We start from the raw sequence: 13,856 nt of genomic DNA on the forward strand, positions 1-13,856 counted from the left end.
AAAACTAATTTTCCTGTCAATAATTTTTTCTGCATACGAATGAATGCCGACTTAATCAGCCCTGACCGTCCTTTGCTTTATGAGAGTAGTAGTAAGCGATCGCTTGCGCCCTGTTTCTGACCGACAGTTTGTCGAAGATATTCGACAGATGAAACTTCACCGTATTGGTCGAAATCTCCAGTTCTCGGCTCAATTCCTTGTTTGTCAGGCCCGTCGCCAGTGCATCCAGTAACAGCTTTTCTTTGCGGGAAAGGCTCTCAATCGGATCATTTCTCAACTCACGAACGTCGAGAAATGGAAAGACCATTTTACCGGCAGCCACATCCAAACAGGTTTGAATCAGGGTATCTGTCGACCCAGATCGCGTTGCATATGCGGCTGCTCCTGCACTCATTGCCCTTTTTACCAAGGCTCTGTCATCATTCCCGTAGATGATAACCCGGGGCGCATTTTCCTGGGCACGCAACACTTCGGTCAGCTTTTCCGCCCCCAGCACCGGCAATTCCCAATCGATCACACCGATCTGAACCGGCACCCGCATCACCGTTCCCAGAAACCCTTCGGCGGTGGCGCTGGTCGCCACCAAAGAGAATCTCGCATCGCGGTCAAACATCTCTGACATGGCTGACAACACCAATGGATTGCCATCACCAAGCATGATCGAGATCGGAGCAGAGGTTTTTTCAACCATTTGTTTTTCCTAAGTTATTTTGAATAAACTACCCATTTAGGTAGCTCTAATTCGGGTATACAACGGAATACTTACCAATATGGGTAGGTATTTACCCACCCTTTTAGACACACAAAAGCAGGATCAAGGTGCGTTTTCTTAAAATCAAAGGCAAGTCATCATTTTGGAAATTCGAATACTAAAACATCAGTTAGGAGCCCAAAATGCAAAGCCCACAGATTTTCTCAAAGCTGGTGATCCCTGCCACAATCGCTGCCGGACCCGGCCCCGGCAACACCGACACACGCGTGCTTGAGGCCTTTGCAGGGGCGGGCATCGCGGACCACATGCATGGCGATGTTCTGCGTGGCATGATCGAATGCAAGCACATGCTCCGCCAAATCTGGGGCACCGAAAACACGCATACTTTTGGTGTGGCTGGCACCGGCTGGAGCGGCCTTGATGTGATGTTCAGCGCTGTGATGCCCGGTGACAAAGTCGTCGTGTTCGTCAATGGCACCTTCTCAGGCATCGACGGCTTAACCGTGCGCATGAAAGCCGCCACCGCAGAAGAGTTGGCCGCCAATCCACTGGATCCACAACCTGCATCCGTCACCATCATCAATGTGCCGCACGGGCAATCCGTCACCGGTGAAATCGTCGACGCAGCGCTGGCCGAGCACAAACCGAAATGGGCCGCGATGGCGCATTGGGAAACGGGCTCCGGCCGCATCAACGACATTCAAGGGTTCAGTGACGCCTGCGAAAAGCACGGCGCCATGGGACTGGTCGATGCGGTCTCCTCTCTGGGCGTAGAAGACTTTCGCATTGATGACTACCCCGGCGTCGCGGGCTGGGCCTCTTGTCCACAGAAGGGCATTTGCTGTCTGCCACTCACCTATGCGCCGGTGTCTCTGACCGATCGCTATGTCGACACACTCAAGACCACCGGCACCCGCAGCTTTGTGCATCACCCCCTCATGGAGGCCCGCCATTGGGGCATCATCGACGGCCAAGATGTCGAAAAAGGCACCTACCACCGCACCCATTCGGCCTATGCGGTCGCCGCTTTCCACGAAGCATTGCGCATCGCGCTACAGCAAACCGTTGCACAGCGCGCGAAGGACTACACCCACCACGAGGCAGCCCTGCGCAAAGCGGTTGCCGCCATGGGCTGCGAGGTCACATCGAACATGACGTCGCTGGTCGTGCTCAATCTGCCCGGCGCACTGGCGGGCCGCGAAATGGAACTCGTGCAAAACTGTCGCGCACGCAACTTTGGCATCTGGCCCACCCTGTCAGAACCCGTGCAAGTGCGCATTGGCATCCTCAATTTGCTGAGTGAGGCCACCATCCGCGACATCGTCGTCCGCTTTGGCCAGGCCATCGAGGAGCTCGGCGGCAGTGTTGATCACGCTGCCGTGAATGCCGCGCTTGAACGCCATTACCGCGTCGCAGTTGCTGCGGAATAGGAAACCAACAGGTATTTTGGGAGGACACCATGGATATTCATGAGTATCAGGCAAAGGAAATCCTCGCCGGCTTTGGCGTGGATGTACCCGCAGGCGCATTGGCCTACAGCCCTGAACAGGCCGTATACCGCGCGCGCGAACTGGGCGGCGAACTCTGGGTTGTCAAAGCACAGGTACACGCCGGTGGCCGCGGCAAGGCGGGCGGCGTCAAGATCTGCAAAAATGACGCCGACATTCAAAGCGGCTGCGAAGAGATGTTTGGCCGCAAGCTGGTGACCCACCAAACCGGCCCCGATGGCAAAGGCATCTATCGCGTCTATGTCGAAGCGGGTGTCCCGATAGAGCGGGAAATCTATCTTGGCTTCGTTTTGGATCGCTCAAGCCAGCGCGTGATGATCGTTGCCAGCGCCGAAGGCGGCATGGAGATCGAAGACATCTCGGCAGAAAAACCAGACAGCATCGTCCGCGCCACAGTGGAACCAGCGGTGGGTCTGCAGGATTTTCAATGCCGCCAGATCGCTTTCAAACTGGGCATCGAGCCAGCAATGACACAGCAAATGGTGCGCACGTTGCAAGGCTGCTATCGCGCCTTCACCGAACATGACGCCACCATGGTTGAGGTCAACCCGCTGGTTGTGACAAGCGACAGCCGCATTGTTGCGCTCGACGCGAAAATGACTTTTGACGACAACGCGCTGTTCCGTCACCCACAGATCGCAGAGCTGCGCGACAAATCGCAGGAAGATCCACGCGAAAGCCGCGCGGCGGACCGGGGCCTGTCGTATGTCGGCCTTGATGGCAATATCGGGTGCATCGTTAACGGTGCCGGTCTCGCCATGGCCACCATGGACACGATCAAGATGGCCGGAGGCGAACCTGCCAACTTCCTCGACATCGGCGGCGGCGCAACACCGGAGCGGGTTGCCAAGGCGTTCCGGCTGGTGATGTCTGACAGCAATGTTCAGGCCGTTCTCGTCAACATTTTCGCAGGCATCAACCGCTGTGACTGGGTGGCGACCGGCGTTGTGCAGGCCCTGCAGGAAGTGCAAGTCGACGTGCCCGTGATCGTCCGCCTTGCGGGCACCAATGTAGAGGAAGGTCAGAAAATCCTCGCACAAAGCGGGCTTCCCATCATTCGTGCCGCAACCCTGATGGAAGCAGCCGAACGGGCCGTTGGCGCATGGCAGAACGAATTGTCCCAAGATACCAAGGTGAGGGTTATGAAATGAGCATCTATCTGGACCGAAACTCTCGCGTCATCGTGCATGGTATTACCGGCAAGATGGCCCGCTTCCACACCGCAGACATGCTGGAATATGGAACCAACGTTGTGGGCGGCGTTGTGCCCGGCAAAGGGGGCCAAATGGTTGACGGTGTGCCTGTCTTTGACACCGTGGAAGAGGCCGTTGCCGAAACTCAGGCAGATGCCAGCCTTGTCTTTGTGCCGCCTCCCTTTGCTGCCGACAGCATCATGGAAGCCGCAGATGGCGGCATTCGCTACTGCGTGTGTATCACCGACGGCATTCCGGCACAGGATATGATCCGCGTTAAGCGCTATATGTATCGCTACCCCAAAGAGCGCCGCATGGTGCTGACCGGACCAAATTGCGCAGGCACCATCAGCCCCGGCAAAGCGCTGCTCGGCATCATGCCCGGACATATCTATCTGCCGGGGAACGTCGGCATCATCGGGCGCTCAGGCACACTGGGCTACGAAGCCGCGGCGCAGCTCAAGGCACACGGTATCGGCGTCTCGACCAGCGTTGGCATTGGCGGGGACCCCATCAACGGTTCGTCCTTCCGCGACATTCTTGAAAAGTTCGAGAACGACGATGAAACGGATGTGATCTGCATGATTGGCGAAATCGGCGGCCCGCAAGAAGCAGAAGCAGCCGACTATATCCGCACCCATGTGACAAAACCTGTGGTGGCCTATGTCGCAGGGCTGACCGCCCCCAAGGGCCGCACCATGGGCCATGCCGGTGCGATCATCTCAGCCTTTGGCGAAAGTGCCAGCGAAAAGGTCGAAATCCTCTCTGCGGCAGGCGTCACCGTTGCGCCCAACCCAGCCGTGATCGGCGACACCATCGCCAGTGTCATGAAGGAGGCCGCCTGATGCCCGCGAAACCCAATGTGCTTGTCACCCGCCGCTGGCCAGCAGCTGTCGAGGCGCGGCTGGCGGAGAATTTCAATGCCGAGTTCAACAAGGCAGACACCCCCATGAGTCACGCGGATTTCCGCGAGGCTCTCAAGAAATATGATGCAATCCTGCCAACGGTCACAGACAAACTGGATGCCGAAGCGCTTGATGTCTCGCGCCCCAAGACCGAGCTATTGGCAAATTACGGCGTGGGCTTTGGCCATATCGATCTGAATCTGGCCAAGACCCACGGCATCACGGTCACCAACACGCCAGATGTGCTGTCAGATTGCACCGCCGACATCGCCATGACTCTGCTGCTCATGGTGGCCCGCCGTGCAGGCGAAGGCGAACGCGAGTTGCGCGCCGGGCAATGGACGGGATGGCGTCCCACGCACCTGGTGGGCACGCGCGTGAGCGGCGCAACACTTGGCATCATTGGCTTTGGCCGGATCGGTCAGGCCATGGCGCGACGGGCGCATCATGGCTTTGGCATGAAGATCATCGTGCAAAATCGCTCAAAGGTCGCGCCAGAAGTGCTGGCCGCCTATGGCGCGACACAGGTCGACACCATCGAAGAGCTTCTGCCGCACTGCGATTTTGTCTCCCTGCACTGTCCGGGCGGCAAAGCGAACAAGCACCTGATCAACGGGCAACGCCTTGGTTTGATGAAACAGGATGCCTTCCTGATCAACACGGCCCGTGGCGAGGTGATCGACGAACACGCCCTGATTCAGGCACTCAGCTTTGACATGATCGGCGGGGCCGGGCTGGATGTATTTGATGGCGAACCGCGCATCGCCCCGGATCTGATGCAATGTGACAATCTCGTCATGCTGCCTCATCTGGGCAGTGCCACCCGAGCCACCCGCGAAGCCATGGGGTTTCGTGTGCTCGACAACCTCGAAGCGTTTTTCAAAGATGGAAACCCAATAGATAAGGTGCAGTGATGCAACAGCGGGCGCCCGAAACTTCCCAACCGACGGCCAATTTCGCTCTTCAGACCGACCGCCTGCGCGCGCGCCTGAAGCGGGCCTGGACCCATGTTCTGGCACGCCGGGCGCCCGCCCTCTTGACGGATCAGGGCACACCGCCCCCCTGCTGGTCTCTGGATCTGGCATCAGATCACCTTCAAGCGGCAACCATCTGGTTCCAGCTGCAACAAATTCTGGATGAAAACACATTCATCCGCACCATCCGTCAGGCAGACCGCTCAGAAGGCCCAGCCAATCGCACCGGCAGTTTTGCGCAGGTCCTCGCTGAACCCAACAAAGAAGCCCAGCGCAGCATGCGCAAACTGATCGAAGACAATCGTCTGAACGTCGGCCCCACTCTGACCGCCCACCCAACAGAAGCCAAACGTGTCTCTGTGCTGGAGATCCACCGGCGCATTTACCGCTGCTTGGTCAACCTCGAAACAGAACGCTGGTCCCCACGCGAAGAGGCGCAACTTCAGCGCAGCCTTGAAATGGAGATCGACCTGCTCTGGATGACAGGCGAGTTGCGCCTCGAACGCCCCACCCTTGATGCGGAAATCGACTGGGGCCTGCAGTTCTACCGCAACAGCCTGATGCAAGCCGTACCGCGCCTGTTTGAAAGTTTTGCCACGGCCACTCAGGACGCCTTTGGAAACGACCTGCCAGACAGCTGCTGTTTACGCTTCCATTCCTGGATTGGGGGCGACCGCGACGGCAATCCAAATGTCACCGCCAAAGTCACCGCCCAGGCGCTGACCCGCTCCCGCGATATGGCCCACGCGCTTTATCTTGAGCGTCTGGATGACATCGTTCAGCACCTGTCAGTGTCCGCAAAGCTGGTACCCCTGCCCCAAGCAACCCAGAAAACACTGACCCAACTGATTGAGACCCGCGCGCAGGATGCCGCAACTTTACGTGCGCGAAACCCAAACGAAATTTTCCGTCAGGCCATGGCCGCCATCCGCTCTTGCCTGTCTGATCGGCGCTATCTGCATGTGAAGGATTTCGAGAAAGACCTGAAAACCGTCGAAACTGCTCTGCACGACATCAACGCAGACCTGCTGGCGCAAGAGTTGATCCGCCCTTTGCGATGGCAGGTGCAGGTCTTTGGGTTGCGCATGCACACCCTTGATATTCGTCAGAATTCAGAGGTGGTCACACGCACGCTTCAGGCCATATGGCAAGCACAGGGGCACACCCCTGCCCCCGAAACGCCTGAGTGGCGCACCCGCCTGCGGCGCGAGCTCTCCCAACCCGACCTTGTGCATATCAATGACACCCGTCTGTCCGAGGAAGCAACGGAGCTAATGGCCCTGTTGCGCCTGATCCGCGAAAGCCAGACCGGCGTCGATCCCGAAGCCATCGGCCCGTTCATTCTGTCGATGACCAGATCATCAGATGACATTCTCGCCGTATATCTGCTGGCACGCTATGCAGGGTTCGGAGGAGAAACGCTGTCCCTCAAAGTGGTGCCTCTTTTCGAAACCATTCCCGACCTCGAAGCCGCCCCAGAAATACTGCGAGATGTTTTGAGTACGCCGCTTGCCTTGCGCAGCTTACGCAACGGGTCCGGCCGTATCGAAATCATGCTTGGATATTCTGACAGCAACAAAGACGGCGGGTTCCTGCGCTCGATCTGGTCGCTTGATCGCGCACAACGGGCCATCACGCGCAGCCTTGCTTCCTTCCGTCTGAAGCCCGTCTTTTTCCACGGTCGCGGTGGTTCGGTCAGTCGGGGCGGCGCGCCCACCGACCGGGCCATCGCAGCACAACCGCTTGGAACGCTGGATGGCGCGCTGCGCATCACCGAACAGGGCGAAGTTGTCAGCGCAAAATACGCCAATGTCGGCACGGCTGCGGCACAATTGGAACTTTTGGCATCCTCAGTCCTGCGCCACAGTGCCAATAGCGGATTGGAACCCATCGACCCGGAAATGGATGACGCACTCGAAGCGCTGGCCAGCCTGAGCCAGACCGCCTACACGGCGCTGATATCGCACAAGGATTTCCTGCCATACTTCAACCAAGCCAGCCCTGTGAATGAACTTGCACTCCTGCGCATCGGGTCACGCCCCGCGCGTCGGTTCGGGGCTGCTTCTCTGGACGACTTGCGTGCAATTCCATGGGTGTTCGCTTGGTCTCAGAACCGCCAGATGATCACCAGCTGGTATGGCGTCGGCAAAGCACTGGAAACCTTCCGCTCAATCCGAGGGGCGCAAAGCGACGCACTATTGCACCGCATGTTCCTGCACAATCCGCTGTTCCGCTTGATGATCGACGAAGTGGAAAAGGCACTGCTGCTGACCGACATGACCATCGCGCGTGGCTATGCGGATCTTGTCGAAGACCCCAACGTTTCTGCGACCATCTTTGGCGACATTCAGAAGGAACATGCGCGCACGCAATCCATGATCACCACAATCACCGGTCAGCCTCTGGCCGCGCGCTTCCCACGTCTGCGCGCGCAATGTGAACGCAACGGTCCGACCCTGCAGGCAGCCCACCAGTTGCAAATGACTCTGCTACAGGACGTGCGCGCCGATCCATCCTCCGCAAACCCAGCCCGTATCCACCTCATGCAATCCATGAATTGCATCTCCTCCGGCCTTGGCTGGACCGGATAAACAGACAGGGAGCCACCATGACCAAAGATCTCTACGACAGCACAGACAGCTTTTTCACCGAAAGCCTGGCCGCGCGCGACCCGGCGCTGTTTGGCGCGATCACAAAGGAATTGGGCCGCCAGCGAGATGAAATCGAGCTGATCGCCTCAGAAAACATTGTGTCCCGCGCCGTGATGGAAGCCCAAGGCTCCGTGATGACCAACAAATACGCCGAAGGATACCCCGGTCGCCGGTACTATGGCGGCTGCCAATTTGTCGACATGGCAGAAACCCTTGCCATTGAACGCGCCAAACAGCTGTTTGGATGTGCATTCGCCAATGTTCAGCCGAACTCTGGCAGTCAGGCCAATCAGGGTGTGTTTCAGGCGCTGCTCCAACCGGGCGACACCATTCTGGGCATGAGCTTGGACGCAGGCGGGCACCTGACCCATGGCGCCGCTCCGAACCAGTCGGGCAAATGGTTCAAGGCCGTGCAATATGGCGTGCGCCGCGACACCAATTTGCTGGACTATGATCAAGTCGAAGCGCTGGCCAAGCAACATCAGCCAAAACTGATCATCGCCGGCGGGTCCGCCATTCCACGCCAGATCGATTTTGCGCGTATGCGCGCAATCGCAGATATGGTGGGCGCCTATCTGCACGTTGATATGGCCCACTTCGCTGGCATCGTTGCGGCGGGCGAACACCCGAGCCCCTTCCCACATGCGCATGTGGCCACAACCACCACACACAAGACCCTGCGAGGCCCGCGCGGCGGGATGATCCTCACCAATGATGAGGCGATCGCGAAAAAAGTGAACTCCGCAATTTTTCCCGGCATTCAGGGCGGCCCGCTGATGCATGTCATTGCGGCCAAGGCCGTGGCCTTTGGCGAAGCGCTGCGCCCTGAGTTCAAAGACTACATCAAGACTGTGGTGAGCAATGCGCAGGCGCTCGCCGATCAACTTGTCAAAGGCGGTCTAGCGACCGTGACCAATGGCACCGACACGCATGTGGTTCTGGTCGACCTGCGCCCCAAAGGCGTGACTGGCAATATCGTGGACAAGGCGCTGGGGCGTGCGCATATCACCTGCAACAAAAACGGTGTGCCCTTTGATCCGGAGAAACCAACCGTAACTTCGGGCATTCGACTGGGGTCGCCCGCCGGCACAACCCGCGGTTTTGGCGAGGCCGAGTTCCGCCAAATCGCAGACTGGATCATTGAAATCGTGGATGGTCTGGCCGCCCACGGCGCAGACAACAACGGCGACGTCGAAGCCAAAGTACGCGGCGAAGTGGCCGCGCTCTGCGCCAGGTTCCCGCTCTATCCAGAGCTCTGAACCGCAAATATTGCAGGGTGCACCCGCGCGCACCCTGCCGCTTTTATGCCGTAAGCCCTTCGGGCTCAGCCAGACCATTTGCGCGGCAACAGGCGGTGACCGTATTGGCCAGTAGGCAGGCAATGGTCATAGGACCAACCCCGCCCGGAACCGGCGTGATCGCGCCCGCCACTTTCGCCGCGCTTTCAAAGTCGACATCGCCCACCAGCTTGTTTTTGCCGTCGCGCTCAATGCGGTTGATACCCACATCGATCACGGTTGCGCCTTCCTTGATCCAGTCCCCCGGCACCATTTCCGGACGCCCCACAGCGGCCACAACGATATCCGCTTGTTTCACCACCCCGGGCAGATCCTTGGTACGCGAGTGCGCAATGGTCACAGTGCAGCTGTCCCCAAGCAAAAGTTGCGCCATCGGCTTGCCCACAATATTGGAGCGGCCAATCACAACCGCATTCATGCCCGACAGAGACCCGTGATGGTCCCGCAACATCATCAAGCAACCCAGCGGCGTGCACGGCACCATGGATTTCTGACCGGTGCCCAGCAGGCCCACGTTTGAAATGTGAAAACCGTCGACGTCCTTTTCCGGCGCAATTGAATTGATGATCAGATCTTCATTCAAATGACCGGGCAGCGGCAGCTGCACGAGAATGCCATGCACCGCCGGGTCAGTGTTCAACGCGTCGATAACCGCCAGTAGATCCGCTTCAGTGGTGTCAGCATCCATCTTGTGCTCGTAAGAGTTCATACCCGCTTCAGTGGTCTGTTTGCCTTTTGAACGCACGTACACCTGCGACGCGGGATCTTCACCCACCAGCACCACAGCCAGACCGGGGGTGATGCCGTGGTCTTCTTTCAGGCGCGTCACATGTGACGCAACTTTTTCACGGACAGTGGCGGCAAAGGCCTTGCCGTCAATCAGCTTTGCAGTCATCGAATTCCCTTTTTCTACACCAAATGAATGTCCCGCGCGCCAAGCGCAGATTCAGTATGAAAAACAAAGGGCAAGACATCTGAGCCATTCACTTTTGACAGCCAGAAATCCCGCCCTCCGTTCGCGTGTCACACCTTAGAACAGGCCTTCGATCAAGCCTTCGTCGTTCAGTCGGATGCTTTCCGAAGCAGGCTTGCGCGGCAGGCCTGGCATGGTCATGATCTCACCGCAGACCACCACGATGAAGCCAGCACCGGCGGACAGACGGACCTCACGCACAGGCACAGAGTGGCCTGTTGGCGCGCCGCGCAGGGACGGATCGGTGGAGAAGGAATACTGAGTTTTCGCCATACAAACCGGCAGGTTGCCATAGCCTGCGTCTTCCCACTCTTTCAGCTGGTTGCGGATCTTGTTGTCAGCCAGCACTTCGTCGGCACGATAGATGCGCTTTGCGATGGTTTCGATCTTCTCAAACAGCGGCATCTCGTCTGGGTAGATCGGTGCGAAGTTGGCAGAGCCGCCTTCCACGATTTCCACAACTTTCTCTGCCAGCGGTGCGGAGCCTTCGGAGCCCAGCTCCCAGTGACGGGACAGAACTGCTTCCACACCGTGCTCGGCACAGTAGTCTTTGACGGCCTGCACTTCTGCCTCGGTGTCGGTGACAAAGTGGTTGATGCCCACAACAACCGGCACGCCGAAGGATTTCACGTTTTCGATGTGACGGCCAAGGTTGGCACAGCCATTCTGAACTGCTTCGACGTTTTCTGCCCCCAGATCCGCCTTGGCAACGCCGCCGTTCATCTTCATGGCGCGCACGGTGGCCACCAGAACAACCGCGGAAGGCGCGATGCCCGCTTTGCGGCACTTGATGTTCATGAATTTCTCGGCACCAAGGTCAGCACCAAAGCCTGCCTCAGTGACAACGTAATCCGCCACTTTCAGCGCGGTTTTGGTTGCGATCACGGAGTTACAGCCGTGGGCGATGTTGGCGAATGGGCCGCCATGCACAAAGGCCGGGTTGTTTTCCAGAGTCTGCACGAGGTTTGGCTGCATCGCGTCTTTCAGCAGAACGGTCATTGCGCCTTCTGCTTTGATGTCGCGGCAATACACCGGGGTTTTGTCGCGGCGGTAGGCCACGATGATGTCGCCCAGACGCTTTTCCAGATCTTCCAGATCGTTTGCCAGACACAGGATCGCCATCACCTCAGAGGCCACGGTGATGTCAAAGCCGGTTTCGCGAGGGAAGCCGTTGGACACGCCGCCCAGAGAAGCCGTGATCTGACGCAGAGCGCGGTCGTTCATGTCGACCACACGACGCCATGCCACGCGGCGGATGTCGATTTCGCACTCATTGCCCCAGTAGATGTGGTTGTCGATCATCGCCGACAGCAGCGAGTGTGCCGAGGTGATCGCGTGGAAGTCCCCTGTGAAGTGCAGGTTCATCTCTTCCATGGGCACAACCTGTGCCATGCCGCCGCCCGCTGCGCCGCCCTTCATGCCGAAGTTCGGGCCCAAAGACGCTTCGCGGATACAGATCATGGCGTTTTTGCCGATCTTGTTCAGACCGTCGCCCAGACCCACAGTGGTGGTGGTTTTGCCTTCGCCCGCAGGTGTCGGGTTGATGGCGGTCACGAGGATCAGCTTGCCGTCCTCTTTGTCTTTGACGGAGTTGATGAACTCCTGGCTCACCTTGGCCTTGTCGTGGCCGTAAGGCAGCAAATCAGCGCTACTGATGCCCAGCTTTGCACCAATCTCCTGGATCGGTTGTTTCTTGGCTTCGCGGGCAATTTCGATGTCGGTTTTATAGGCCAAAAGATATCTCCTGTTGTTGCGTGCCACGCAGGTTGCGGCGTGTTATTTGGGTGCGATCGTTTCCAACCCAACCGCTGAAAGCGCACTCGCAGCGTCGCTGGATTAGGTGGGGTGGCTGAGCGCGGCGGGACGTAGCCGCAGGTCGCGCGCATGTCTTCCGGCGCCCATTGAGAAAGGTATCATTGCCGGTTGCCTCCGGTCCCTAATGAACGCCGCAATTTTCTCAATAATGAATTTATATTCCTGCCAGTCAAGTAAATTTCTTGATGCATGTCCCGCGGCCCGCCTTATGTGCTTCATTGAGCCCCCCAAAATGTACTCACGCACCCAGACAGGACAGAGCAACCTCAGACACGCGTAAGCCTGACAAACAAAGCGCGTGACGCGCCAAATGTGGTGCGTCACGCGAGAGTGTTCGCCCCCGGATGACAAAGGGGGCGACGCAATCTTAGTTTTTCAGATAGGCTTCCATGCTGTCATCCAGCGCGTCTTTCCACGGCGTATGATGGACTGGCGCAAGAGTGCCTGTGATAACAGAGGTGTAGCTGTTGTTGCGGAACGCCATGATGTCCTTGGCTTTGTGCTTCTTCCACTCAAAAAAGGCCTCACAAGCGCCATCAATATCAAAGCTTGGGTAGTCGGTTTCCGCCACCAGCTCTTTGACATAATCCGCCTGATAGCGAATGGCGTATTTTACGTCATCATCAGCGTCCTCACGGGCTTCACGCTCTTTCACATCCGCCAGCATGTCGTCTTTGGACACACCAGAGATGTCGATCTTGCCGAGAATCGCATCCCGCACCCACCAAGCCTGCGCATCAAACATGTTGAAGGTGAACCATTGGTCCTGCATGCCCAGATAGAACATCTTCGGGTTATGCACATAGACCACACCCTTATATAGATCCGCCGCCGCCAGACGGTTGGCTGTTTTCAGGCGCAGATCGTCAGGCAGGAAGTTGAAGAAGTGTTTGTAGCCGGTGCACAGAATGATCGCGTCCACATCTTTGGTGGTGCCATCTGAAAAATAGACGGTGTTCCCGCTGACCTTTTCCATCGCGGGCTTTTCTTCCCAATTGTCTGGCCATTTAAAGCCCATGGGCGCCGTACGATAGCAACTGGTGATCGACTTGGCGCCGTATTTCCAACACTGCGAGCCAATGTCCTCAGCGGAGTAAGACGCCCCTACAACCAGAATGTCCTTGCCTGCAAACTCACGCGCATCACGGAAATCATGCGCATGCACCAGACGACCATTGAAGGTTTCAAACCCTTCATAATGTGGCACGTTCGGGGTAGAGAAGTGGCCCGATGCGCAAATCACATGGTCAAACTCTTCCGACGTGGTGCTGTCGATGTTGTGGTCATGCACGGTGACCGTGAATTTGCCCGTGGAGTCGTCGTAGTTCACCCAACGAACCGCGTGGTTGAACTTAATCCAATCGCGGACATTCGCTTTTTTGACTCGACCTTCAATGTAGTCAAACAGCACTGCGCGCGGAGGGTAAGACGCGATCTGTTTGCCAAAATGCTCCTCAAATGAGTAGTCCGCAAACTCCAGACCTTCCTTGGGGCCATTGGACCACAAGTAACGATACATGGAGCAATGTACCGGTTCGCCATTCTCGTCCAAACCAGTGCGCCACGTGTAATTCCAAAGGCCGCCCCAGTTGTCTTGCTTTTCGTAGCAGACGATTTCCGGGATATCCTCTCCCTTGGCTGCGGCTGATTGAAAGGCCCGCAGCTGAGCAAGGCCCGAAGGCCCGGCACCGATGATGGCAATGCGCTTATTGGTCATGCTTATCTCCGAGTTGGCATTTTATTGGTCTCATTGGTTTGCACCAGTTGAAGGCCAGTTCGCCCGCGATGTCAATAATTTTCATTTCGGGGAAATTTATTAACCTACCA

Annotated in this window: 10 protein-coding genes; 6 read left to right on the top strand and 4 right to left on the bottom strand. The window is 57.5% G+C overall.

Translation table 11 applies throughout. The features are described 5' to 3' along the window. Positions 1 to 55: 55 nt before the first annotated feature. The gene (locus J7413_RS18285; RefSeq protein ID WP_247743621.1) at positions 56 to 691 is read right to left on the bottom strand and encodes a response regulator transcription factor; all 636 of its coding nucleotides are present in this window, start codon (positions 689 to 691) and stop codon (positions 56 to 58) included. Between the two features lie 203 nt (positions 692 to 894). On the opposite strand from J7413_RS18285, the gene J7413_RS18290 reads away from it, so the two are divergent. Genes J7413_RS18290 through glyA form a run of 6 tightly spaced genes read left to right on the top strand, consistent with a single transcriptional unit; the run spans position 895 to position 9,202 of the window. Then, positions 895 to 2,142 carry an aminotransferase class V-fold PLP-dependent enzyme gene (locus J7413_RS18290; RefSeq protein WP_209100864.1) on the top strand — a complete coding sequence of 416 codons (1,248 nt, stop codon included), beginning with the start codon at positions 895 to 897 and terminating at the stop codon, positions 2,140 to 2,142. Between the two features lie 29 nt (positions 2,143 to 2,171). Beyond that, the gene (locus tag J7413_RS18295) at positions 2,172 to 3,371 is read left to right on the top strand and encodes a malate--CoA ligase subunit beta (protein WP_209100866.1); all 1,200 of its coding nucleotides are present in this window, start codon (positions 2,172 to 2,174) and stop codon (positions 3,369 to 3,371) included. Beyond that, positions 3,368 to 4,258, top strand: coding sequence for a succinate--CoA ligase subunit alpha (sucD, locus tag J7413_RS18300; protein ID WP_209100868.1), 891 nt, complete (start codon positions 3,368 to 3,370; stop codon positions 4,256 to 4,258). The genes J7413_RS18295 and sucD overlap by 4 nt, the downstream gene beginning before the upstream one ends. Next, a complete protein-coding gene (locus tag J7413_RS18305) occupies positions 4,258 to 5,232 on the top strand; it encodes a D-glycerate dehydrogenase (protein ID WP_209100870.1) in 975 nt (324 codons plus the stop codon). The genes sucD and J7413_RS18305 overlap by 1 nt, the downstream gene beginning before the upstream one ends. Next, on the top strand, positions 5,232 to 7,883 hold the full coding sequence (locus tag J7413_RS18310) for a phosphoenolpyruvate carboxylase (protein ID WP_209100872.1): 2,652 nt from the start codon (positions 5,232 to 5,234) through the stop codon (positions 7,881 to 7,883). Before J7413_RS18305 ends, J7413_RS18310 begins: the two co-directional genes overlap by 1 nt. 17 nt (positions 7,884 to 7,900) lie before the next feature. Next, a complete protein-coding gene (glyA, locus tag J7413_RS18315; protein ID WP_209100874.1) occupies positions 7,901 to 9,202 on the top strand; it encodes a serine hydroxymethyltransferase in 1,302 nt (433 codons plus the stop codon). Positions 9,203 to 9,245: 43 nt separating this feature from the next. Here glyA and folD read toward each other — a convergent pair whose 3' ends face one another. The 3 genes from folD to J7413_RS18330 all read right to left on the bottom strand — a co-directional run bounded on the left by folD (position 9,246) and on the right by J7413_RS18330 (position 13,746). Continuing rightward, positions 9,246 to 10,136 (bottom strand): bifunctional methylenetetrahydrofolate dehydrogenase/methenyltetrahydrofolate cyclohydrolase FolD, encoded by an 891-nt coding sequence (gene folD, locus J7413_RS18320; RefSeq protein ID WP_209100876.1) that lies wholly within the window; start codon positions 10,134 to 10,136, stop codon positions 9,246 to 9,248. Positions 10,137 to 10,271: 135 nt separating this feature from the next. Then, positions 10,272 to 11,948, bottom strand: a complete 1,677-nt coding sequence (locus J7413_RS18325; RefSeq protein ID WP_209100878.1) for a formate--tetrahydrofolate ligase — start codon at positions 11,946 to 11,948, stop codon at positions 10,272 to 10,274. A gap of 448 nt (positions 11,949 to 12,396) precedes the next feature. Continuing rightward, positions 12,397 to 13,746 (bottom strand): NAD(P)/FAD-dependent oxidoreductase, encoded by a 1,350-nt coding sequence (locus J7413_RS18330; protein WP_209100880.1) that lies wholly within the window; start codon positions 13,744 to 13,746, stop codon positions 12,397 to 12,399. Between the last annotated feature and the right edge of the window lie 110 nt (positions 13,747 to 13,856).

The organism is Shimia sp. R10_1 (genome assembly GCF_017744095.1).
Classification (GTDB): domain Bacteria; phylum Pseudomonadota; class Alphaproteobacteria; order Rhodobacterales; family Rhodobacteraceae; genus Shimia.

Excerpts from the sequence above, each read along its gene's own strand:
- J7413_RS18285 (WP_247743621.1), bottom strand. The coding sequence starts at position 691 with ATGGTTGAAAAAACCTCTGCTCCGATCTCGATCATGCTTGGTGATGGC.
- J7413_RS18290 (WP_209100864.1), top strand. The coding sequence starts at position 895 with ATGCAAAGCCCACAGATTTTCTCAAAGCTGGTGATCCCTGCCACAATC.
- J7413_RS18295 (WP_209100866.1), top strand. The coding sequence starts at position 2,172 with ATGGATATTCATGAGTATCAGGCAAAGGAAATCCTCGCCGGCTTTGGC.
- sucD (WP_209100868.1), top strand. The coding sequence starts at position 3,368 with ATGAGCATCTATCTGGACCGAAACTCTCGCGTCATCGTGCATGGTATT.
- J7413_RS18305 (WP_209100870.1), top strand. The coding sequence starts at position 4,258 with ATGCCCGCGAAACCCAATGTGCTTGTCACCCGCCGCTGGCCAGCAGCT.
- J7413_RS18310 (WP_209100872.1), top strand. The coding sequence starts at position 5,232 with ATGCAACAGCGGGCGCCCGAAACTTCCCAACCGACGGCCAATTTCGCT.
- glyA (WP_209100874.1), top strand. The coding sequence starts at position 7,901 with ATGACCAAAGATCTCTACGACAGCACAGACAGCTTTTTCACCGAAAGC.
- folD (WP_209100876.1), bottom strand. The coding sequence starts at position 10,136 with ATGACTGCAAAGCTGATTGACGGCAAGGCCTTTGCCGCCACTGTCCGT.
- J7413_RS18330 (WP_209100880.1), bottom strand. The coding sequence starts at position 13,746 with ATGACCAATAAGCGCATTGCCATCATCGGTGCCGGGCCTTCGGGCCTT.